Origin of the sequence: Streptomyces sp. NBC_00086, from assembly GCF_026343255.1 — a bacterium.
Classification (GTDB): Bacteria; Actinomycetota; Actinomycetes; order Streptomycetales; family Streptomycetaceae; genus Streptomyces.
The window spans coordinates 2,765,519-2,787,395 of record NZ_JAPELZ010000001.1 but is presented as its reverse complement, the minus strand read 5'-3'; the positions used below and the strand labels follow the sequence as shown (position 1 = coordinate 2,787,395).

The window sequence follows — 21,877 nt, the reverse complement described above, 5'->3', positions numbered from 1 at the left end:
CTCATTCGGATGGCCCGCCGAGTGTTCGGCAGGCGCATTACCACTGTACCCCGGAATCTCGCAGCTGTGTCGGGTGAATTCACCAGGTAGGCGCGTTTACGTGGACTGAGCAGGTGGTTCATGGTGCCTTTCGGCGAGCTATTGTGCGGAGCATGTCGACCGTTGAAAACGCATCGCCCGCCGACGAAAGCGCCCCCTCCGAGGCAGCCGGCATCGCCGCCCAGGACTGGGCCACGGCCTCCGCCTCGCCGCAGTACCGGGCCGCCGTGGTGGATCTGCTCGGGGCGCTCGCGTACGGCGAACTCGCGGCCTTCGAACGCCTCGCGGAGGACGCGAAGCTCGCGCCCACCCTCGGGGACAAGGCCGAGCTCGCGAAGATGGCCTCCGCCGAGTTCCACCACTTCGAGCGCCTGCGCGACCGGCTCACCGCGATCGACGAGGACGCCACCGCCGCGATGGAGCCCTTCGCGAAGGGCGTCGACGACTTCCACCGCCAGACCGCCCCGTCGGACTGGCTGGAGGGCCTGGTCAAGGCCTACGTCGGCGACTCCATCGCCAGCGACTTCTACCGCGAGGTGGCCACCCACCTCGACACGGACACCCGCGGGCTCGTCGTGAGCGTGCTCGACGACACCGGCCACGGCGGTTTCGCCGTCGAGAAGGTGCGCGCCGCGATCGAGGCCGACCCGCGCTGCGGCGGCCGGCTCGCGCTGTGGGCCCGCCGGCTGATGGGCGAGGCCCTCTCGCAGGCGCAGCGCGTGGTCGCCGAGCGCGACGCGCTCTCCACCATGCTGGTCGGCGGAGTGGACGGGATGGCGGCCGGCTTCGACCTGGCGGCCGTCGGCGAGATGTTCACCCGGATCACCAAGGCGCACACCAAGCGCATGGCGGCCCTGGGCCTGGCGGCGTAGCCCCGGTCCCGTCCCGTAGACGTACGACGGCCCCCGCGCGGAAGCTCAGCGCGGGGGCCGTCGTCATGGGTCAGTGGGGTCGTCTAGCCCCGCGTCGGAACCGAAAACGGAGTCCGGCGGGACGGCCTCGCAGTCCGGCCGGCGGGCCGCAGCAGCAGGGACAGGACCACCGCCGCGACCAGCGCGCCGCCGATGAGGGTCGCGAACAGGGTGTTGTGCCCGGGGCCCAGCGCGGTGTGCGTCAGATAGGCCCCGAAGAGGGCGCCCGTCACTCCGCTCACCAGCACCGCCCGCGGAGAGGGCAGCCGCGGGCCGAGCGCACGGACGGCCGCCCCGGCCAGGGCGAGGCCCAGGAGAGCGGAGCCGAGCGCCTCGATCAGCAGCATGTGGGGTTCCTCTCGAACGGCGGACGTACCGGGGCGTAACGGGAGCGTGTTCCTTACTGGCGTCCTACCCGAAGCGGAGGAAACGGAAACGGCCCGGCGGAGTCCTCCACCGGGCCGTTCTCGGTACTTCTGGGTCCTGCTGGGTACCTCAGGGTGCTTCGCAGAGCGCTTCGGCTCAGAGAGCGCCGAAGCCGACCTTGCGCACGCTGGGCTCGCCCAGGTCGACGTACGACAGGCGCTCGGACGGCACCAGGACCTTGCGGCCCTTGATGTCCGTGAGGCTCAGCAGCGGCGCCGAGCCGGACAGGGCGGCGGTGACGATGCTCTCCAGCTCCTCGGCACTCAGGTCGCTCTCGAGCACGATCTCCCGGGGTGCGTGCTGCACGCCGATCTTGACCTCCACGGCCTTGTCCCTCCGACGGTCCGGTTCGCGCGATCAGCCGCGCCGTTACCCGGTCCACATTAGCCCGGAGAGGGGACGTGTCCGCCGCGCGGCGAAAACGCTCGCAGCGAACAGCCGCCGGTCAGACCGGCGGAGACCGCCGGGGCCGGCCCGGAAAGCCGGGCCGGCCCCGGGCGGACGCCGCTCAGAGCCAGGTCGGAGGCCCGTCAGGCGCCCGCCGGACGCCGGTCGGGCTCGGTCAGACGTCCGTCGGGTGCAGCGGGAAACCGGCGATTCCGCGCCAGGCGAGGGAGGTCAGCAGGCCCACCGCGGTGTCACGGGCTACCGGGCTCTCGCTCGACAGCCAGTACCGCGCCACGACCTGCGAGACCCCGCCCAGCCCCACGGCCAGCAGCATCGACTCGTCCTTCGACAGGCCGGTGTCCTCGGCGATGACGTCCGAGATGGCCTCGGCGCACTGCAGCGAGACGCGGTCGACGCGCTCGCGCACCGCCGGCTCGTTCGTCAGGTCCGACTCGAAGACCAGCCGGAAGGCGCCGCCCTCGTCCTCGACGTACGCGAAGTAGGCGTCCATCGTCGCGGCGACACGCATCTTGTTGTCGCTCGTCGACGCGAGCGCGGTGCGCACGGCGAGCAGCAGGGCCTCGCAGTGCTGGTCCAGGAGCGCCAGGTAGAGGTCGAGCTTGCCGGGGAAGTGCTGGTAGAGCACCGGCTTGCTGACTCCGGCACGCTCCGCGATGTCGTCCATGGCCGCTGCGTGGTAACCCTGCGCGACGAAGACCTCCTGGGCGGCGCCCAGAAGTTGGTTGCGCCGGGCCCGGCGCGGAAGTCGCGTGCCCCGCGGACGCGCTGCCTCGGTCTGCTCGATGGCTGTCACGCCGCCTCCCACTTTCTCTAGAACACAATGCGCCTTGCGTCGCGCGGCCATCGTACTTTTCGGTAACCGAATCTGGAGGGTTCAAGCCGAGTTTTCTCGCGGTACGGACCGCCGGTTACCCGCCGGAGATGCTGGTCAGCGCTTGCTCAGCGGTAGTCGTCCTCGTCCAGGGGCACCACCCGGGTCTGCTCGGCGGTGTCCCCGTCGGAGGCTTCGCGCTGGCCCACGGGGGTCAGCGGATCGTCCTCGACCGGATTCAACTCCGCGTTCTGCTCCGCCGCGTCCGCCTCGGGGGCTTCCACGTCGAGCCCGTCGGCGGCTTTCCGCAGCTCTGACTGGAAGGTGTCCGGTTCCGCAGGGTCGACAGTCATGGAGCACCCCTTTCCACTTCCACCTACGAGCCTAGGAGGATCGCGCATACCCCGCTAGGTGGCTCCGCAAGCATCTGTGACGGCGAACACAAGGGGCGGGGCGTGATCGTCTCGTAACATTGCCCCATGTCTTCGACCGAGCTGCCGGGTGTACGGTCCGCCGACCCCTCGTCTTCCGGACAGTCTTCCCAGGTGGGAGCCGTGCGAGTGGCCGAAGGGGAGCAGCTGCGCACCGACCGGCTGCCCGGGCTGGAAATGAACGTACGGCTGCGCCCGGCGGTCCGGGCCGGTTTGCCGCCCGCGCTGTTCGTCCACGGGCTCGGCGGATCCTCGCAGAACTGGTCCGCGCTGATGGCGCGGCTGGCCGATTCCGTCGAGGGCGAGGCAGTGGACCTGCCCGGTTTCGGCTGGTCCCCGCCGCCCGCCGACCGGGACTACTCGGTGACCGGGCTCGCCCGCGTCGTCATCCGCCACCTCGACGCCGCCGGGCGCGGACCGGTGCACCTGTTCGGGAACTCCCTCGGCGGCGCCGTCTCCACCCGGGTCGCGGCCGTCCGGCCCGACCTGGTGCGCACGCTGACGCTGGTCTCCCCGGCGCTGCCCGAACTGCGCGTACAGAAGTCGGCCGTGCCGACCGCGCTGCTCGCCGTACCCGGCATGGCCGGGGTCCTGGACCGGCTCACCCGCGGTCTGAGCGCCGAACAGCGCACCCGGGGGGTGACGGACCTCTGTTACGGAGACCCCTCGCGGGTGACGCCCGAGGCGTTCGAGGCGGCCGTCGAGGAAATGGAACGGCGGCTCGCACTCCCGTACTTCTGGGAGGCGATGACACGCTCCTCGCGCGGCATCGTCGACGCGTACACCCTCGGTGGCCAGCACGGACTGTGGCGCCAGGCACAGCGGGTGCTCGCGCCGACCCTGCTGGTCTACGGTGGCCGGGACCAACTCGTCTCGTACCGTATGGCGCACAAGGCCGCCGCGGCCTTCCGGGGTTCGCGGCTGCTGTCCCTGCCGGAGGCGGGGCACGTGGCGATGATGGAGTACCCGGAGGTGGTCGCGGCCGCCTTCCGGGAGCTGCTGGACGCCACCGGCGACGGGGGCACCGTGCACACCATGAATACCGACGAGGACGGCAAGGGCTGAGACGTGGGACGACATAGTCGCAAGGAGCCCGCCAAAGCTCCGGGCCCCGGCTCAGACCATCCGCAGCCGGCCGACCGGGCCGGCCTGCGGGCCGCCGCCCCGGCCCCGGCCGGGTGGGCCGAGCCGGCCGCAGCCCCGCGCGGGTACGCGGCCCCGCCGCGCCACGAGCCGGCGCCCGGCGCGCGCGGCGGACATCCCGAACAGCACGAGCCCGGCGGAGCCTGGGGCGCCGCCGCGGGTACCGGAGCGACCTACGGCGACTGGCGCGGGGCCCCGCGCACCCGACCGGCGGGCGGCGCGGGGGCACCTGCCCCGGTGCACGGCACGCCGGTCTACGGCACGCCGGCGCACGGCACCCCCGTCTACGTCACGCCGGCCCACGGAACCCCCGCCTACGACGCCCCCGTCTACGACGCACAGGGCTTCGGTACCCCCGCGGTCGGCTTCCCACAGGTCACCCTCGACCCGCCGATGACCGCGACGGGCTCGCACCGCCGGATCCAGGCCCCCGAGGACGTCTTCACCACGACGGGCTCCTACCGCACCGTCCCGGCCCCCGAGGACGCCTTCACCACGACGGGCTCCCACCGCCGGATCCCGGTCCACGAGGACGTTTTCACCACGACCGGCTCCTACCGCTCGGTCCCCGCCGTCGAGACCCCCTTCGCCGAGGCCCCCTTCGCGGAGAACGCCTTCACCGAGAACGCCTTCGCCGGGGACGCCTTCACCGCCACCGGATCGCGCCGCCGGATCCCCGCGCCGCGCACGCCGGTCGTCACACCCGCCGAAGAGCCGGAGCAGGCGCCGCCCGCGGCCGGGCGCGGCGGCAAGGGCCGTACGTACGCCGGGATGGCGGCGGCGGCCGTCACCGTCGCGCTCGCCGTCGTCGTCGCGGGCCAGGCGGCCTCCGAGAACGACAGCGCCAAGAACACCGTGCGCGCCGCCGACGAGGGCAACAGCCACACCGCCCAGGGCAACTCCGCCGCCTCCCGCTCCGACGACCGGCCCACCCCGGACGCCTCCGCGGCGCTCAAGGCCGCGCCGGAGCTCACGTACGACCAGAAGATGGCGCAGCAGTTCCCCATCGACGAGAAGCTGAAGGGCTCCGGCGTCTTCGACACCGTGCCCGGCGTGGCCAAGGCGCCCGGCAAGGGGAAGGTGGTCCGCTACCGCGTCGACGTGGAGCAGGGACTCGGCCTGGATGCTCAGCTGTTCGCCGAGGCCGTGCACCGCACGCTGAACGACGACCGGAGCTGGGGCCACGGCGGTACGAAGACCTTCGAGCGGGTGCCGGGCGGCGAGGCCGATTTCGTGATCACGCTCGCCAGCCCCGGGACCACCGGCGTCTGGTGCAAGAAGTCCGGGCTCGACACCACCGTCGACAACGTCTCGTGCGACTCCGCGTCGACCGACCGCGTGATGATCAACGCGTACCGCTGGTCGCAGGGTTCGGCGACGTACGGCGCGGACCAGATGTTCGCCTACCGCCAGATGCTGATCAACCACGAGGTCGGCCACCGGCTCGGCCACGGCCACGTGAGCTGCCAGACACCGGGCGCGCTCGCCCCGATCATGCAGCAGCAGACGAAGTCCCTGGACGTCAACAACATCAAGTGCAAGCCCAACCCCTGGGTGTATCCCGGGAGTTGATCTACCGCGTTGACAAGCCGTCCGATGGTCGGTCATTGTTCTCCGCATGTCGCACCTTCACACCACCACCGCGAGCGCCGCCATTGAGCTGGCGCTGCTTGGTGTGACCGCGCACAGCGTGGCCGACATCCTCTGTCGCTGACGCCTCCCTGAGCGCGCGACTTCCTCCTTTCTCCGTCGTTCCGCCGCGCCCGGGGCTCACCAGCCCGCAGGTGCGGCTTCCTGACGTTTTCCGTCCCCGCCGTCGGCATGCCGCCGACCGCGCCGACGTGGACCGCTGCCCCTCGCGTGGCCTTTTCCTCATCTCCCTTCACGCCGAGAGGTCCCTTTTCCCATGGCCCGTCAGTCCCTCATATCGCGCCGCGTGGCCGCGGTCGCCGTCAGCTTCGTTCTGGCCGGGGGCGCCGCCGCCTGCGGGCCCAAGGACGGTACGGACAAGGCCTCCGCCGGCGACAAGCCGGGCGCCACCGGCGCCGCCCCGCAGAAGGGCGGCACCCTGACCGTCCTCAACGCCGAGCCGCAGAGCGACTTCGACCCGGCCCGCCTGTACACCTCCGGCGGCGGCAACGTCCCCTCGCTCGTCTTCCGCACGCTGACCACCCGCAACCGGGAGGCGGGCCCGGCCGGCGCCAAGGTGGTGCCCGACCTGGCCACCGACCTCGGCAAGCCCAACGCCGACGCCACCGAGTGGACGTACACCCTCAAGGACGGGCTGAAGTACGAGGACGGCTCGCCGATCACCACCGCCGACATCAAGTACGGCATCGAGCGGTCCTTCGCCGCCGAGCTGTCGGGCGGAGCCCCGTACCTGCGCGACTGGCTGGTCGGCGGGGAGACGTACGAGGGCCCGTACAAGGACGGCGGCAAGGGGCTCGACTCGATCGTCGTGCCCGACGCGAAGACGATCGTCTTCAAGCTCCGCAAGCCCGAGGGGGAGTTCCCCTTCCTCGCCACGCAGACGCAGTTCGCGCCCGTGCCCAAGGCCAAGGACACCGGGGTCAAGTACGAGGAGCACCCGGTCTCCTCCGGCCCGTACAAGGTCGTCAAGAACGACAACGACGGCGAGCACCTCACCCTGGAGCGCAACGAGAACTGGGACGAGAAGACCGACGAGGAGCGCAAGGCCTACCCGGACAAGATCGACGTCCGCTCCGGGCTCGACGCGGCGGTCATCAACCAGCGCCTGTCCACCAGCTCCGGCGCCGACGCGGCCGCCATCACGACCGACACGAACCTGGGCCCGGCCGAACTCGCGCAGATCGGCGCCGACAAGGAGCTGGAGGGGCGGATCGGCACCGGGCACTTCGGCTACGTCAACTACCTGGCCTTCAACCCGAAGATCGCCCCCTTCGACAACCCGAAGGTCCGCCAGGCCATCTCCTACGCGATCAACCGCACCAGCGTGATCAACGCGGCCGGCGGCTCCGCACTCGCCGAGCCCGCCACCACCTTCCTGCCCGAGCAGGAGGCCTTCGGCTTCACCGCGTACGACCACTTCCCGGCCGGCAAGACCGGAGACCCGGCCAAGGCCAAGGCACTGCTGGCCGAGGCTGGCTTCAAGGACGGGCTGACCATCACGCTCACCCACTCCAACGCCCAGAACCGGCAGACCAGCCCCGAGGTGGCCACCGCCGTGCAGCAGGCGCTCGCCGCCGCCGGGATCACCGTCAAGCTGGAGGGGCTGGAGAACAACGCCTTCAACGAGAAGCGCTGGGACGTCAAGAACACCCCCGGCTTCTTCCTCTCCCGCTGGGGCGCCGACTGGCCGTCCGGTGCCCCCTTCCTCGCCCCGATCTTCGACGGCCGTCAGATCGTCACCAACGGCACCAACTACAACCACGCGCAGCTCAACGACCCGGCCGTCAACACCGAGATCGACGAGATCGCCAAGCTGACCGACCTCGTGGCGGCCGGCAAGCGCTGGGGCGCCCTCGACAAGAAGATCGGTGAGCAGGCCCTCGACGTCCCGCTCTTCCACCCGGTCTACAAGCGGCTCGTCGGCAAGGACGTCAAGAACGTGGTCATCAGCGACTGGACCGGCGTCCTCGACGTCTCGCAGGTTTCGGTCAAGTGACGCTCCTCGCCCAGCAGTCGGCGGCCGGGCCCGAGGTCACCACCCCGGGCCCGGCCGCCGGGCGGCAGGCCTGGCGGCGGCTGCGGGCCCGGCCCTCGGCCGTGGCCGCGGCCGCCGTCCTCGCGCTGCTCGTCCTGCTCGCCCTCGCCGCGCCGCTGTTCGCCCACCTCACCGGCCAGGACCCGAACGCCTACCACGACGAGCTCGTCGACTCCGCGCGAGGGGGCGTCCCGCTCGGCTCCTTCGGCGGGATCTCCGGCGAGCACTGGCTCGGCGTCGAACCGGGCACCGGCCGCGACCTGTTCACCCGGCTGCTCTACGGAGCCCGGATCTCCCTGCTCGTCGCGGTCGGCGCCACCGCCGTCCAGGTCCTCGTCGGCGTGGGCGTCGGGCTCGCCGCCGCGCTCGGCGGCCGGTTCGCGGGCCAGGTCGTCAGCCGTTTCACCGACGTGATGATCTCCCTGCCCCTGCTGGTGATCGCCATTGCCCTCACCGCCGTCGTCCCGCCCGAGTTCCCGCGGCCGCTGCTGCTGATCCTGGTCATCGGGCTGCTCGACTGGGGCGGCGTCGCCCGGATGGTGCGCGCCCAGACCCTGTCGCTGAAGGAGCTGGACTTCGTGGACGCCGCCCGGCTCTCGGGCAACGGCACGCTGCGGATCGCCCGCCGGGAGCTGCTGCCCTCGCTGGCCGCCCCCGTCATCACCCTCGCCGCCATCAAGGTGCCCACCGCCATGGTGGTCGAGGCCTCGCTGTCCTTCATCGGGGTCGGCGTGAAACCGCCCACCCCCTCGTGGGGGCAGATGCTGTCCAGCGCCCAGACCTGGTTCCGCGCGGACCCCACCTACGTCCTGCTCCCCGCCGGGCTGCTCTTCGTCACCGTGCTCGCCTTCACGGTGCTCGGCGACGCCGTCCGTACGGCCCTCGACCCGCGCGAGGACTCGCGGCTGAGGGTCGGCACCAGAAAGGAGCGCAAGGCGTGACCCGCTTCGTGCTCAAACGGACCGGCGGCGCACTGCTCGTCCTGCTCACGCTGTCCGTCGTGATCTACGCCCTCTTCTACCTCGTCCCCGGCGACCCCGCCCGCCTCGCCTGCGGAGAGCGCTGCAACCCGGCGCAGATCGCCCAGGTGCGCGAGCAGCTCGGGCTGAACGAGTCGGTGGTCGCGCAGTACCTGCACTTCCTCCAGGGAGTGCTCGTGGGCCGGGACTCCTCCGGCGGCGCCGGGATCGTCCTGCACTGCGACGCGCCCTGCCTGGGATTCTCGTACCAGAACGACCAGCAGGTCACCGAGCTGCTGCTCGAACGGCTCCCCGCGACCCTGTCGCTGGCGCTGGGCGCGCTGGTGATCTGGCTCGTGATCGGCGTCGGCACCGGACTGCTGTCCGCGCTGCGCCGGGGCGGGTTCATCGAGCGGGCGCTGACCGTGGTCACCCTCGCCGCCACCGGCACCCCCGTTTTCATCCTCGGGCTGCTGCTGCTCATGGCCGTCTGCGCCTACCTCCAGTGGCTGCCCTTCCCGACCTACGTACCGCTCGGCGACGATCCCGAGCAGTGGGCGTGGAACATGCTGCTGCCCTGGGTGACCCTCGGCTTCTTCGAGAGCGCCAAGTACGCCCGGCTGAGTCGTAGTTCCACGCTGGAGACGCTCGCCGAGGACCACATCCGCACCTTCCGCGCCTACGGGGTGGGGGAGCGGGCCATCGTGACCCGGCACGCCGTGCGGGGCGCGGTGGCCCCGGTGATCGCGCTCAGCGCCGTGGACTTCGGCACGATGCTCGGCGGCGCCGTGCTGACCGAGTCGCTGTTCGGGATCCCCGGGCTCGGCAAGACCCTCATCGACGGCGTACGGGTGGTGGACCTGCCCGTGGTGGTGGGCGTGATGCTCGTCATCGGCACGGCCGTCGTGCTCGCGGGCGTCGTCGCCGACGTGCTGTACGCCGTCGCGGACCGAAGGGTGGTTCTGGCATGACGCGGGAATCGCTGGTGGACGTCACCGGCCTCACCGTCGAGTTTCCGGCCGGCCGGCCGGGGGAGTACGTACGGGCCGTGGACGGGGTGTCCTTCACCCTGGAGCCCGGCCGCGCGCTGGGCATCGTGGGGGAGTCCGGAAGCGGCAAGTCGACTGTTGCGGCGGCCCTGTTGGGGCTGCATCGCGGTACCGGAGCGCGGCTCGGCGGTACCGTCCGGGTCGGCGGCACCGACGTGGGCGCCGCCTCGGCGGCCCGGCTGCGGGAGCTGCGCGGGGGTGTCGCCGCGATGGTCTTCCAGGACCCGCTGAGCTCCCTGGACCCGTACTACGCCATCGGCGACCAGATCGCCGAGGTGTACCGGGTGCATGCCCCCGTGACGCGGCGTGCGGCCCGGGCGCGGGCGGTGGAGGTGCTCGACCGGGTGGGCATACCCGACGCGGTGCGCCGCTCCCGGGCGCGGCCGCACGAGTTCAGCGGGGGCATGCGGCAGCGGGCGCTGATCGCGATGGCGCTGGCGTGCGAGCCGAAGCTGCTGATCGCGGACGAGCCGACCACGGCGCTGGACGTCACCGTCCAGGCGCAGATCCTCGACCTGCTGCACGGGCTGCGGGAGGAGCGGGGGCTCGGGCTGCTGCTGGTCACGCATGACGTGGGGGTGGCGGCGGAGAACGTGGACTCGGTGCTGGTGATGCGGGACGGGGCGGTGGTCGAGCGGGGCTCGGTCGGGTCCGTGCTGTCGGCTCCGGCCGATCCGTACACCGCGGCGCTGCTGGCGGCGGTGCCGCGGCTCGACGCGGTGCGGGTGGCCCGGCCGGGGGCTGTACGGGCGCTGCCCGTACCCGCGCCTCAAACGCCGGCGGGGCTGGAATTGCCCCCGGCGAGGCTGGAGTTGTCGTCGGCGGGGCTGGATTTGGCGGAGCTGGAGTCGGCGTCGATGGATTCCTTGCCCGTCGTCGAGGCGTTTTCGTTGCGGAAGGAGTTCGGGCGGGGGAAGCGGCGGGTGGAGGCCGTGGGTGGGGTGTCGGTGGTTGTGCGGGCTGGGGAGACGCTCGGGATCGTCGGGGAGAGCGGGAGCGGCAAGAGCACCCTCGGGCGGATGCTCGTCGGACTGCTGGAGCCCAGTTCCGGGCAGGTGCGGCGGGACGGGGTGGAGAGCGCCGGCCTCGTGCCCGGGGTGCAGATGGTGTTCCAGGACCCGGTGTCCTCGCTCAACCCGCGCCGTTCGATCGGGGAGTCCATCGCGGATCCGCTGCGTGCGGCGGGGGAGAAGGACCAGCGGGCGATCCGCGCCAGGGTCGGTGAACTGCTGCTCCGGGTGGGGCTGGAGGAGGCCCACTACGACCGGTACCCGCACGAGTTCAGCGGCGGCCAGCGCCAGCGCGTCGGCATCGCCCGGGCCCTCGCGCCCCGGCCCCGGCTGATCGTCTGCGACGAGCCCGTCTCGGCCCTCGATGTGACCACGCAGGCGCAGGTCACCGCCCTGCTGGCCGAGCTGCAGCAGGAGCTGGGGATCGCGCTGGTCTTCATCGCGCACGACCTCGCGGTGGTGCGTCAGGTCAGCGACCGGGTCGCCGTCATGCGGGGCGGGGTGATCGTGGAGGAGGGCCCCGTCGACGAGGTCTACGACCGGCCCGCGCACGCCTACACCCGGGAGCTGCTGGCCGCCGTTCCGTCCCTCGACCCCGCCCTGGCCGCCGACCGCCGGCTCGGCCGGCGCCGGTCCGGGGGAGTGCTCGCAGGGGCCTCGTAGACCGGTCCTCACTAGTTCTTAGCGTGCTCGAACGCGAACCGTACGGGAAAGTTACGACTCTTCACCCCTTCCGGTGGCGCGACGGACAACCGTCCGTCGCGCCTTCGGCATATCCGCTTGAGTTCGTATCCGGCGGGTCGCCGGACCGACGGAGACCGCCTGAAACGGGAGATCGGGGGTGCCACTCGTGCGGATCGGACTGCTCACGGAAGGTGGTTATCCGTATGCGACGGGGGAAGCGAGGCTGTGGTGCGACCGGCTCGTGCGCGGGCTTCCCCAGCACGAGTTCGAGCTCTACGCCCTGAGCCGCAGCGCCGAGCAGGAGGAGCGCGGCCGGGTGCCGCTGCCCTCCCACGTCACCCGCGTGACGACCGCCCCCCTGTGGGCGCCGGCCGACGACGGGCGCAGCTACCGGCGCCGCGAGCGCCGCCGCTTCGCCGCCGCCTTCACCGAACTGGTCCGCGGGATCTGCGGAGCCGACCCCGCGCGGTTCGCGGACGGGCTGTACGGGCTGGCCGCCCTCGCCTCGGAACAGGGCGGGCTGTACGCGGCGCTGCGCTCCGAGACGGCCGTACGGGCGGTGGAGTCCGCCTGCCGCGCCCCGGAGGCGAGCAGGGAAGTACAGCGGGCGCAGGTCGCGGACCTGCTGGAGTTCGTGGACGAACTGGAGCGGATGCTGCGCCCGTTGTCCCTGGACTGGTACGAGGACCTGAGCGAGGTCGACGTCTGCCACGCGGCCGCGGGCGGCGTGGCGGCGCTCCCCGGGCTCCTGGCCAAACGCTTCTTCGGAGTGCCGCTCCTGGTCACCGAGTACGGGGTCCAGCTGCGGGCCCACTACCTCGAGCACTCCGCGCACTCCGCGCGGGACGAGCGGCCGGCCGTACGGGCCCTGCTCGCGGCCTTCCACACCCGGCTGGCCGGCGAGATCTACTCCCAGGCCGACCTGCTCACCCCCGGCAACGCGCACGCCCGGCGCTGGCAGGAACGATGCGGGGCCTCCCGCGACCGGCTGCGCACGGTCTACCCCGGGATGGAGGCGGACCGATTCGCCGCCGTGGGCGAGGACCCGGCGTGCGGGGACCCGCACACCCTCGTCTGGGTCGGCCGCGTCGACCCCGCCAAGGACCTGATCGCCCTGCTGCACGCCTTCGCCGAGGTGCGCCGGGCCGAACCGCGCGCACGGCTGCGGATCTTCGCGACGGCCGCCGGTCCGGGGCACCACGAGGTCGGGCACGGCTACCTGGCCGACTGCCGCTCGCTCGCCGCGCAGCTCTTCCCCGACGAGGCCGCCGACGCGCACGCGGTCGGCGAGAACCCGGTCACCTTCGAGGAGATCGGCGGACCCGACGCGCCGTCCCCGGCCCACGCGTACGGCTCCGGGCGGGTGGTGGTGCTCTCCTCCGTCATCGAGGGCTTCCCCATCACCCTGGCCGAGGCCATGTTCTGCGGCCGGGCCACCGTGTCCACCGACGTCGGCGCCGTCGTCGAGGTGATCGGCGGAACCGGGCTCGTGGTGCCGCCGCGCAACCCGCGCGCGCTCGCCGAGGCCTGCGTCTCGCTGCTGCGGGACCCCGAGCGGGCCCAGCGGCTCGGCTCGGCCGCCCGGGCGCGGGCCCTCGAACTCTTCACCGTCGAGCAGAACGTCGCCGCCTTCCAGGAGTCCTACCTGCGGCTCCTCGCCCGCGGCCCGGCCCGCCCCGACGGCACCGGCGTGCCCTTCGAGCAGCCGCCCGAGGCCCGGGTCCCGGGCCACTGGGCCACCCCCACCTGGGCCGCCCCCCACCCCGAACCCACCCCGTCCGCCGCCTCCGGGGGAGCGGCCCCCGACCCGGCCGGCCTCCCGGCCCCGGGCGAGGCCCGGCCCTCCGGCACCCCGGAAGGCGCCTCGGCAGACGCCTCCGACGCCCCCGTCCCGGACGCCGACCCGGCCGGCCCCGGTGTGCCCGGTGTGCCCGGTCCCGCCGACGGCTCCGGGCCGGGCGGGGACCGCGTCATGGTGCCCGCGGCGAATTCGGAGGCCTCCTCATGACCGTGCCCCTGGACGAAGCCATCCCCCCTCTGGACCCGCCCCCGCCCCCGCCCCGCAGGGCACGCTCCGCCGGGGATCCCGTGAAGGCGCTGCTCCACCGCCACCGGGAGCTCTGCGAGCACGCCGTGGACCCGCTGGAGATCGCCGCCGGGCTGGAGGCGCACGGCATCACCGACCGCACCGCCGCCCGCTTCCGCCACCGGGACGTCTTCTCCCTCGCGGAGGAGCTCTACGCCCGGACCCCCCGCGACGGCACCGCGCCCGCCCCGCCGGCCGGGATCCCGGTCCACGCCAAGGCCGTACGGGGCTTCGGCTACGCGCTGCTGCCCGGGGCCCTCGCCCTCGGCGCGGCCGCCGCCGGGTGGTCCTGGGCGGGAGCCTTCGCGGTGCTGGTCACCGTCGCCGGCCTCGGATGGCCGGGCCGGGCCGCCGGGGGCCGCTTCCCCGCCGCCGCGTACCTGCTGGCCGCCGCCGCCCTCGGCTGGGCCGTCCACCGCCACGGCACCCCGCTCGGGATCGCCCTGGCCGTGGCCGTCGCCCCCGGGCACCTGGCCGGCGCCGTCTTCGCGGCCCGCGCCCGGCGCCGCCTCGCCGGGAGCCGGGCCCTGGAGGACTTCGCCGACGGGGTGAGACCGCTGCTCCTCGGGACGCTCGCGCTGTACGCCGCGGCCGCGGCGGGGGCGGCCGCACTGGCCGGGACCCCCTTGGCGGTGGCGGTGCCGCTCGCGGTGCTGCTCTTCCTGACCCGGCTGCTGCTCGGCCACGGAGCCCCCCGCGGAGCCCTCGCGGCGGCCCTGGCCCTCGTACTCGCCCTGCTCCCGGTCCCGGCGGCGCCGTTCGCCGCCGCGGTGGGAGTGCTCGTACCCGCCGTCCTCGCGCTGTCGCGGGCCTCCGCGCACGCGCAGCGGCCCTGAGACCTTCGGAAGCAGACACCGAAGCGCCGTACCCCCTACCCCGATCCACCCATCCACCAAGGAGAAACAGGACATGACCGGCCAGCCGACCAACCAAGGGGACGCGCGATGAGGGTGTTGCTGATCGGAGCCAACGGATACCTCGGGCGCTACGTCGCGGACCGGCTGCTCGCCGACCCCGCGGTCCAGCTCACCGCGCTCGGCCGCGGAGACGACGCCGACGTCCGCTTCGACCTCGCCACCGGCAGCCCCGGCGCGCTCACCCGGTTCCTCGACGCCGTCCACCCGGGCGTCGTCATCAACTGCGCGGGAGCCACCCGGGGCGGCGCCCGCGAGCTGACCCGGCACAACACCGTCGCCGTCGCCACCATCTGCGAATCGCTGCGCCGCAGCGGCTGCGGCGCCCGGCTCGTCCAGCTCGGCTGTGCCGCCGAGTACGGGCCCAGCCAGCCCGGTTCGTCCACGGCCGAGGACGCCGTGCCCAGACCTGGAGGGCCGTACGGAGTCAGCAAACTGGCCGCCACCGAGCTCGTGCTCGGCTCCGGGCTGGACGCCGTCGTGCTGCGGGTCTTCTCGCCCGTCGGCCCCGGCACCCCCGCCGGATCCCCCCTCGGCCGGCTCGCCGAGGCCATGCGGCGCGCGATGCAGTCCGGGGACGGCGAGCTCAAGCTCAGCGGCCTCGGCGTCCAGCGCGACTTCGTCGACGTACGGGACGTGGCGCGGGCGGTGCACGCCGCCTCGCTGTCGGCGGCCCAGGGCGTCGTCAACATCGGCACCGGCCGGGCCGTCCGGCTGCGCGACGCGGCCGCGGTGCTGGCGCGGGTCGCCGGGTACGGAGGCTCGCTGCACGAGATCGACGTACCGCAGCACGGACAGCACGCCCAGCACCCGCAGGCGCACGGTCACCCCGGGCGGCCCGCCGGGCTCGCCGCCATCGGCTCCCCGCGCTCCGAGGCCACGGCCGAGCAGCTCGCCGCCGCGACCGCTCAGCCGCCGTACCCCTACCCGGACGGGTGCGGAGCCTGGCAGCAGGCGGATGTCCGTACCGCCCGCGACCGGCTCGGCTGGCGGCCGCGGATCAACCTGGAGGAGTCCCTCGCGGACATCTGGATGGAGGCGGCGTGCCGCATCTGACCACCCCGCCGGCCGCCGGCCAGGCCGCCACCGAGGTGGGCCGTCTGGGATTGGGGGTCCCCGGGTACGCGCACCCGCTGCTGGCCCCGGTGGAGTGGGCCGAGCTGACCCGGCCCGGCACGCCGCTGCACTGGGCCGTCCTCAACGTCACGGACGGCCCGGGCGGCCGGCCCGACCCGCACTGCACGGAGGCGGCCGCGAAGCTCCGTGGCGCGGGCGGGTCGGTCCTCGGGCATCTCGCGATGCGGGACGGGGAGCGGTCGTTCGGGGAGCTGGTCTCCGACGCCCACCGCTTCCGCGACTGGTACGGAGTCGACGGCTTCTACCTCGCGCAGGCCCCCGCCGGGAAGGCGGAACTGGCCTCCGTGCGCCGGGTCGTGGACACCCTGCGGGGACTCGGGGAGGGCCTGCGGATCGTCCTCGGACACGGCACCCATCCCTGTGAGGGGTACGCGGAAACCGCGGACCAGCTGGTCACCTTCTCCGGGACCTGGGCCGACTACCGCTGGTCGCAGGTGGCGGAGTGGACGGCGGACCATCCGCCGGAGACGTTCTGCCACCTCGTGCACGGAGTACCGCGGACGCACCTGGAGGAAGCGCTCCGGATCGCCCGCTGGCAGGGCGCGGGGACCATCTGGTTCACCGACCGGCGCGGGGCCGCGGACCGGGACCCCTGGGCGTCGATGCCCGGGTACTGGGACGAAATCGTCTCGCGGATCGGACCGGGTGTCTCGGAATGAAGGAGGGCGTGGCAGTGTTACGGGAAGAACCACCGTTAAGACTTAATCATCTACGGAGTCCCCGTGTCGCTGCCACCCCTGGTAGAGCCAGCTGCTGAGCTCACCGTTGACGAGGTCCGTCGGTACTCCCGCCACCTGATCATCCCCGACGTGGGGATGGACGGCCAGAAGCGCCTGAAGAACGCCAAGGTGCTGGCCGTGGGCGCGGGCGGCCTCGGCTCGCCCGCCCTCATGTACCTGGCCGCGGCCGGCGTCGGCACGCTGGGCATCGTGGAGTTCGACGAGGTCGACGAGTCGAACCTCCAGCGCCAGATCATCCACAGTCAGGCGGACATCGGCCGTTCCAAGGCCGAGTCGGCCCGCGACAGCGTGCTGGGCATCAACCCGTACGTCAACGTGGTCCTTCACGAAGAGCGGCTCGAAGCCGAGAACGTGATGGAGATCTTCAGCCAGTACGACCTCATCGTCGACGGCACGGACAACTTCGCCACGCGCTACCTCGTGAACGACGCCTGCGTGCTGCTGAACAAGCCGTACGTGTGGGGCTCGATCTACCGCTTCGACGGCCAGGCCTCGGTCTTCTGGTCCGAGCACGGTCCGTGCTACCGCTGCCTCTACCCGGAGCCGCCCCCGCCGGGCATGGTCCCGAGCTGCGCCGAGGGCGGCGTGCTGGGCGTGCTCTGCGCGTCCATCGGGTCCATCCAGGTCACCGAGGCCATCAAGGTCCTCACCGGCGTCGGCGAGTCGCTGGTCGGCCGCCTGATGATCTACGACGCCCTGGAGATGCAGTACCGCCAGGTCAAGGTCCGCAAGGACCCCGACTGCGCGGTCTGCGGTCCGAACGCGACCGTCACCGAGCTCATCGACTACGAGGCCTTCTGCGGCGTCGTGTCGGAGGAGGCCCAGGAGGCCGCGCTCGGCTCGACGATCACTCCCAAGCAGCTCAAGGAGTGGATCGACAACGACGAGCCGATCGAGATCATCGACGTCCGCGAGATCAACGAGTACGAGATCGTCTCGATCCCCGGCGCGAAGCTGATCCCCAAGGGCGAGTTCCTGATGGGCACCGCCCTCGCGGACCTGCCGCAGGACAAGCGCATTGTCTTGCACTGCAAGACGGGTGTCCGCAGTGCGGAGGTCCTCGCGGTCCTGAAGTCCGCGGGCTTCGCGGACGCGGTCCACGTCGGCGGCGGCGTCATCGGCTGGGTCCACCAGATCGAGCCCGAGAAGCCGGTCTACTAGTAGCCCGTTGGCAGCCCGTCCACTGGCAGTCACCCGGAGGGGCCGTACTTCGCTCGCGCGAGGTACGGCCCCTCCGGCGTTCTCGGGGCGTCTAGACGGGCGAGGTCGGCGCCGGGGACTTCGACGCCGTGCAGACGGTGCCGCCGCCGGGCACCTTCCCGTCGAGCAGGTAGGAGTTGACCGCCTGCTGCACGCAGGGGTCGCCGCTGTTGTAGGCGCCGTGCCCCTCGCCCTTGAAGGTGAGCTCCACGCCGACGCCGGGGCCGAGCCGCTCCACCATCTTGCGAGCGCCCTCGTACGGGGTCGCCGGGTCACCGGTGTTGCCGATCACCAGGATGGGCGCCGAGCCGGGCGCGGAGACGTCCGGGGTGTTCCAGGCGCCGGCGACGGGCCAGTCGGTGCAGCTCATCATGGCCCAGCCGAGGAAGTCCCCGAAGACGGGTGAGGCGGCGCGGAACTCGGGCAGCTTCGCCTTGGTCTGCGCCAGGGTGTAGCGGTCCTTGGAGTCGGCGCAGCTGATCGCGGTGTTGGCCGATCCGATGTTGCTGTAAGTGCCCTTGGGGTCGCGGCCGTTGAGGGCGTCCGACATGGCGAGCAGCAGCTGTCCCTGGCCGCCCTCGGCCTCGTCCAGGCCCTGTTCCAGCAGCGGCCAGGCCTCCTTGGAGTACAGGGCGAAGGCGATGCCGTTGGTCGCGGCGTCATCGGTGAGCAGCCGGTCGCCGGAGCCGGGGATGGGCTTGGCCGCCAGCTGCTTCTGGAGCTTGATGATGTTCGCCTCGATCTCCTTGGCGGTACTGCCCTGCAGCTGGCAGGAGTCGCCGCGGTTCACGCAGTCCTGGGCGAAGTTGCCGAGCGCGAGCTGGAATCCCTTGGCCTGGCCGAGGGCGCCCTGCTCGGAGTTCTTGGTCGGGTCGACCACGGCGTCGAAGACGGCCCGGCCGACGTTCTTGGGGAAGAGGTGGGCGTAGACCCCGCCGAGTTCGGTGCCGTAGGAGATGCCGAAGTAGTGCAGCTTCTCGTCGCCGAGGGCCTGGCGGATCCGGTCCAGGTCGCGGGCCGCGTTCTCGGTGCCGACGTGGGGCAGCACCTTGCCGGACTTCGCCTCGCAGGCCTCCTTGTACTTCTTGGAGGTGGCGAGGAACTGCTTCTCCTCCTCCGGCGTCGAGGGGCTGGAGTCGGCGGCGTAGTACGCGTCCAGCTGCTTGTCGTCCTCGCACAGCACGGGCGCGCTCCGGCCCACCCCGCGCGGGTCGAAGCTGACCAGGTCGTACCGCTCGCGCAGGGCCCCGTAATCCTTCGCCGCGCCCGGCAGGGTGCTGATGCCGGAGCCGCCGGGGCCGCCGAAGTTGAAGACGAGCGAGCCGATCCGCTTGTCCTTGTCACGGGCCTTCGCCCGGATCAGCGCCAGCGGGATCGTCTCGCCCTCCGGCTCGGCGTAATCGAGGGGCACGTCGATGACGGCGCACTGCCAGTCCTTGCCGGGGACCTGCCCGACGCCCTCGGCGGGGGTGGGGGCCTCGCACTCGCCCCACTCGGGTTTCTTGATGTCCTGCGCGGCGCCGTCCTTGCCCCTCTTCTTCTCGCCCCCGCCGTCGGAACAGGCACTGGTGGCGAGGAGTGCGGCGGCAGCGGCGGCGGCAGCGGCCACCCGGAGGACGTGTGTGGGCATGTCTTCATCCTGTGCGCGCCACGCGCGCCCCGCCCCCGCGCTGACCCATCCGGGTCAAGCGGGGGCGGCGGTGGCAGTGTTCAGTGCGCCGCGGTCGCCGCCGGGATGTCCACGCGGGCGGCCCGGCGGGCCGGCAAGAGGGAGGCGAGGAGGGCTCCGGCGAGGGCGAGCAGCACCCCGAGGGCGAGCCGTCCCCAGGGGATGACCAGGGCGTATCCGGCGACGCTCTCCTGGAGGGTGTTGCCGAGGGCCCAGCCCATGAAGATGCCCATCACGGTGCCGACGGCCGCGCCGAGGGCGCCGACGAGCAGGGCCTCGATGCGGATCATCCGGGTCACTCCGGCACGGTCCAGGCCGAGGGCGCGGAGCGTGCCGATCTCCTTGCGGCGTTCGAGCACGGACATCGCGAGGGTGTTGGCGATGCCCAGGGCGGCGATCACCAGGGCCATGCTGAGCATCGCGTAGAAGATGCCCAGCTGGTCGCCGATGCCGCTGGTGTCCTCTGCCCGGATGGACTCCTTGTCGAGGACGGACAGGGCGGGGTTGTCGCCGAGCGCCTTGACGACGCTCGCGAGCTGGGCCCGGCCGGGGCCGCCCGCGGTGGCCACGACGATCGAGTCGGTGTGCGGGGTGGAGTCGAAGCGGGCGACCAGGGAGTCGGGTGCGGTGATGCTGGGCAGCACCTTGCTCTGCTCGTCCGCGCGGTAGATCGCGCCGATGGTGACCTCGCCCTGCTGGTCCAGCCGCTTCACGGGAAGGCTCTGGCCGACCTTCCAGCCGTTGGCCCGGGCCTTGTAGTCGGCGACGGCGACCTTGCCCTGGCCGAGGCTGTCGAGGGAGCCCGAGGTCACCTCGTAGCGCAGCAGGCGGCCGATGGCGGCGGGGTCGACGCCGGTCAGGACGGAGCGGACGCCGCCGATCTCGTACTCGGTGGACTGGTTGAGGGGGCTGAAGGTGGCGCCGGACAGCTTCTTGAGGGGCTCGGCGGTGGCGGGGGTCATCCGCTGCCCGCCCGAGGGGGCCTGCACGAGGTAGTCGGCGGTGATGTCGCGGGTGGTCGCGCCGTCGAGGTATTGGGTGGCGGAAGCGCCGAGGACCGACAGGCCCGAGGCCAGCGCGAGGGCGATGGCGAGCGCCGAGGCGGTGGCGCCGGTACGCCGCGGGTCGCGCACGGTGTTGCGGGCGGCGAGGTCGCCGTGCACCGGGCTGCAGCGGAGCAGCAGCGGCCGGAGCAGGGCGGTGAACGGCCGGGACAGCAGCGGGATGAGGGCGAGGGCGCCGGTCAGGGCGAGGGCCGCGCCGAGGCCGATGACGGCCCGGGCGTCGTCGGTACCGGCACCGAGGCTCCCGTACAGGGTCGCGGCCGCTCCGGTGACCAGCAGGGCGGCGCCGATCCCGGTGCGCAGGGAGCCGGCCCGTGCGGGGGCGGCGGGCTCGGCGGCGCCGAGTGCGGCGACGGGCGGGATGGTCATGGCCCGGCGCACCGGCACCCAGGCGGCGAGCACGGGCAGGGCGGTGCCGACCAGCAGCGCGATGATCACTGTGGAGGGCAGCAGGGTCAGCGGGGCGTCCGGGCTCTCGGCGGAGGAGAAGACGGCCTGGAGCAGGGCGGCGACTCCGGTGCCGGCCACGATGCCGGCCACGGAGGCGATCAGGCCGACGAGCACGGACTCGGTGAGCAGGATCCGGCGGACCTGCTTGCGGGTGGCGCCGACGGCCCGCATCAGGGCCAGCTCCCGGGTGCGGCGGGAGACCAGCATGGTGAAGGTGTTGGAGATCAGGAAGGTGGCCACGAACAGGGCGACCGCGGCGAAGCCCACCATGATCTGGCTCATGGTGTCGCTGCCGGTGGAGGCGAGGTTGGCCTGGATCCGGGCGAGCTGGGCACCGCTGACCGCGGTGGAGTCCTTCGGGATCACCGCTTGGACCCGGCTGAGGAGCTGCGCAGGATCGGTGTCGGGTGTGGCCGTGATCTCGATGTCGGTGTAGCGGCCGGGCTGGAGGAACAGCTTCTGGGCGGTGGCGTCGGCGAACAGCACGAGGCTGCCGCCGGGGGTGAGCTTCGAGGCGTCGGTGCGGAAGACGCCGCTGAGCCGGTAGGACTCGGCGCCGGTGCTCGTGCCGACGCGCACGGTGTCGCCGACGCGGTAGCCGCCCTTGGCGGCGGAGGCCTCGTCGAGGGCGACGGCCTTGCCGCCGACCGGGCCGGATCCCTCCTCGAACGCGTAGGCCGGGTCCGTGCCGTCCTTGGCCGGGGCGAAGTTGCCGCCCTTGCGGAACTCGGCGCTGCCCAGCAGCCGGCCCTCGGGGTCGGCGACGGCGGCGAAGCCGTTGACCCGGCCCGCGGCGGCGGCCACACCGGGAACCTCGGCCAGGGAGGCCGCGGTGCGGGCGTCGAGGGCGCCGGGCGGGCCGCCGGGCACGGCGTTGGGCGAGACGTTGAGGGAGATGCGGTCGTAGCCGGCGCTCGCCCGGTCGACGGAGGCCTGCTTCTGGCTGTCGCCGTAGACGAGGCTGCCGGTGACGAAGGTGACGCCGAGCATGACCGCGAACACGGTCATCAGCAGGCGGGCCTTGTGCGCGAGCACGTTGCGCAGGGCGGTACGGAACATGG

19 protein-coding genes are annotated in these 21,877 nt (G+C 72.8%); 13 read left to right on the top strand and 6 right to left on the bottom strand.

The features are described from left to right. Positions 1-152: 152 nt before the first annotated feature. The gene (locus tag OG276_RS12180) at positions 153-911 is read left to right on the top strand and encodes a ferritin-like fold-containing protein (protein ID WP_243335974.1); all 759 of its coding nucleotides are present in this window, start codon (positions 153-155) and stop codon (positions 909-911) included. An 83-nt stretch (positions 912-994) separates the two neighbouring features. Here OG276_RS12180 and OG276_RS12175 read toward each other — a convergent pair whose 3' ends face one another. The 4 genes from OG276_RS12175 to OG276_RS12160 form a co-directional block, all read right to left on the bottom strand. After that, positions 995-1,297: a hypothetical protein gene (locus OG276_RS12175; RefSeq protein WP_266904788.1), complete on the bottom strand. Its 303-nt coding sequence runs from the start codon at positions 1,295-1,297 to the stop codon at positions 995-997. Between the two features lie 175 nt (positions 1,298-1,472). Then, positions 1,473-1,700 carry a DUF3107 domain-containing protein gene (locus OG276_RS12170; protein WP_250741766.1) on the bottom strand — a complete coding sequence of 76 codons (228 nt, stop codon included), beginning with the start codon at positions 1,698-1,700 and terminating at the stop codon, positions 1,473-1,475. Between the two features lie 238 nt (positions 1,701-1,938). Then, complete coding sequence (locus OG276_RS12165; RefSeq protein ID WP_266904787.1) at positions 1,939-2,577, bottom strand: TetR/AcrR family transcriptional regulator; 639 nt, start codon at positions 2,575-2,577, stop codon at positions 1,939-1,941. A 146-nt stretch (positions 2,578-2,723) separates the two neighbouring features. Beyond that, entirely contained in the window at positions 2,724-2,948 is a 225-nt protein-coding gene (locus OG276_RS12160; protein WP_266904785.1) for a hypothetical protein, read from the bottom strand. A gap of 126 nt (positions 2,949-3,074) precedes the next feature. Between OG276_RS12160 and OG276_RS12155 the strand changes: the two genes are divergently transcribed. From OG276_RS12155 to moeZ, 12 genes are all read left to right on the top strand, one after another. Beyond that, positions 3,075-4,091: an alpha/beta fold hydrolase gene (locus OG276_RS12155; RefSeq protein WP_266904783.1), complete on the top strand. Its 1,017-nt coding sequence runs from the start codon at positions 3,075-3,077 to the stop codon at positions 4,089-4,091. A gap of 3 nt (positions 4,092-4,094) precedes the next feature. After that, positions 4,095-5,741 (top strand): DUF3152 domain-containing protein, encoded by a 1,647-nt coding sequence (locus OG276_RS12150; RefSeq protein WP_266904781.1) that lies wholly within the window; start codon positions 4,095-4,097, stop codon positions 5,739-5,741. 46 nt (positions 5,742-5,787) lie between these two features. Next, the gene (locus OG276_RS40805; RefSeq protein WP_323182329.1) at positions 5,788-5,883 is read left to right on the top strand and encodes an Ms4533A family Cys-rich leader peptide; all 96 of its coding nucleotides are present in this window, start codon (positions 5,788-5,790) and stop codon (positions 5,881-5,883) included. A 192-nt stretch (positions 5,884-6,075) separates the two neighbouring features. Beyond that, on the top strand, positions 6,076-7,815 hold the full coding sequence (locus OG276_RS12145) for an ABC transporter substrate-binding protein (RefSeq protein WP_266904779.1): 1,740 nt from the start codon (positions 6,076-6,078) through the stop codon (positions 7,813-7,815). Then, positions 7,812-8,795 carry an ABC transporter permease gene (locus tag OG276_RS12140; RefSeq protein ID WP_266904777.1) on the top strand — a complete coding sequence of 328 codons (984 nt, stop codon included), beginning with the start codon at positions 7,812-7,814 and terminating at the stop codon, positions 8,793-8,795. The genes OG276_RS12145 and OG276_RS12140 overlap by 4 nt, the downstream gene beginning before the upstream one ends. Beyond that, entirely contained in the window at positions 8,792-9,784 is a 993-nt protein-coding gene (locus OG276_RS12135) for an ABC transporter permease (protein WP_266904775.1), read from the top strand. Before OG276_RS12140 ends, OG276_RS12135 begins: the two co-directional genes overlap by 4 nt. Then, positions 9,781-11,535 (top strand): ABC transporter ATP-binding protein, encoded by a 1,755-nt coding sequence (locus OG276_RS12130; RefSeq protein ID WP_266904773.1) that lies wholly within the window; start codon positions 9,781-9,783, stop codon positions 11,533-11,535. Before OG276_RS12135 ends, OG276_RS12130 begins: the two co-directional genes overlap by 4 nt. A 187-nt stretch (positions 11,536-11,722) precedes the next feature. Beyond that, positions 11,723-13,564: a GT4 family glycosyltransferase PelF gene (pelF, locus tag OG276_RS12125; RefSeq protein ID WP_266904771.1), complete on the top strand. Its 1,842-nt coding sequence runs from the start codon at positions 11,723-11,725 to the stop codon at positions 13,562-13,564. Beyond that, a complete protein-coding gene (locus OG276_RS12120) occupies positions 13,561-14,478 on the top strand; it encodes a hypothetical protein (RefSeq protein WP_266904769.1) in 918 nt (305 codons plus the stop codon). The genes pelF and OG276_RS12120 overlap by 4 nt, the downstream gene beginning before the upstream one ends. A 108-nt stretch (positions 14,479-14,586) precedes the next feature. Next, positions 14,587-15,612 (top strand): NAD-dependent epimerase/dehydratase, encoded by a 1,026-nt coding sequence (locus tag OG276_RS12115; protein WP_243335987.1) that lies wholly within the window; start codon positions 14,587-14,589, stop codon positions 15,610-15,612. After that, positions 15,600-16,352, top strand: coding sequence for a spherulation-specific family 4 protein (locus tag OG276_RS12110; RefSeq protein ID WP_266904767.1), 753 nt, complete (start codon positions 15,600-15,602; stop codon positions 16,350-16,352). The genes OG276_RS12115 and OG276_RS12110 overlap by 13 nt, the downstream gene beginning before the upstream one ends. Before the next feature lie 63 nt (positions 16,353-16,415). Next, positions 16,416-17,594, top strand: a complete 1,179-nt coding sequence (gene moeZ / locus OG276_RS12105) for an adenylyltransferase/sulfurtransferase MoeZ (RefSeq protein ID WP_266904765.1) — start codon at positions 16,416-16,418, stop codon at positions 17,592-17,594. 91 nt (positions 17,595-17,685) lie between these two features. Here moeZ and OG276_RS12100 read toward each other — a convergent pair whose 3' ends face one another. Then, positions 17,686-19,263: an alpha/beta hydrolase gene (locus OG276_RS12100; protein WP_266904763.1), complete on the bottom strand. Its 1,578-nt coding sequence runs from the start codon at positions 19,261-19,263 to the stop codon at positions 17,686-17,688. A gap of 80 nt (positions 19,264-19,343) precedes the next feature. Further along, positions 19,344-21,875: an ABC transporter permease gene (locus tag OG276_RS12095; protein WP_266904761.1), complete on the bottom strand. Its 2,532-nt coding sequence runs from the start codon at positions 21,873-21,875 to the stop codon at positions 19,344-19,346. Positions 21,876-21,877: the final 2 nt, after the last annotated feature.

Excerpts from the sequence above, each read along its gene's own strand:
- OG276_RS12120 (WP_266904769.1), top strand. The coding sequence starts at position 13,561 with ATGACCGTGCCCCTGGACGAAGCCATCCCCCCTCTGGACCCGCCCCCG.
- OG276_RS12155 (WP_266904783.1), top strand. The coding sequence starts at position 3,075 with ATGTCTTCGACCGAGCTGCCGGGTGTACGGTCCGCCGACCCCTCGTCT.
- OG276_RS40805 (WP_323182329.1), top strand. The coding sequence starts at position 5,788 with ATGTCGCACCTTCACACCACCACCGCGAGCGCCGCCATTGAGCTGGCG.
- OG276_RS12100 (WP_266904763.1), bottom strand. The coding sequence starts at position 19,263 with ATGCCCACACACGTCCTCCGGGTGGCCGCTGCCGCCGCCGCTGCCGCC.
- OG276_RS12130 (WP_266904773.1), top strand. The coding sequence starts at position 9,781 with ATGACGCGGGAATCGCTGGTGGACGTCACCGGCCTCACCGTCGAGTTT.
- OG276_RS12180 (WP_243335974.1), top strand. The coding sequence starts at position 153 with ATGTCGACCGTTGAAAACGCATCGCCCGCCGACGAAAGCGCCCCCTCC.
- OG276_RS12160 (WP_266904785.1), bottom strand. The coding sequence starts at position 2,948 with ATGACTGTCGACCCTGCGGAACCGGACACCTTCCAGTCAGAGCTGCGG.
- OG276_RS12095 (WP_266904761.1), bottom strand. The coding sequence starts at position 21,875 with ATGTTCCGTACCGCCCTGCGCAACGTGCTCGCGCACAAGGCCCGCCTG.
- OG276_RS12115 (WP_243335987.1), top strand. The coding sequence starts at position 14,587 with ATGAGGGTGTTGCTGATCGGAGCCAACGGATACCTCGGGCGCTACGTC.
- OG276_RS12145 (WP_266904779.1), top strand. The coding sequence starts at position 6,076 with ATGGCCCGTCAGTCCCTCATATCGCGCCGCGTGGCCGCGGTCGCCGTC.
- OG276_RS12175 (WP_266904788.1), bottom strand. The coding sequence starts at position 1,297 with ATGCTGCTGATCGAGGCGCTCGGCTCCGCTCTCCTGGGCCTCGCCCTG.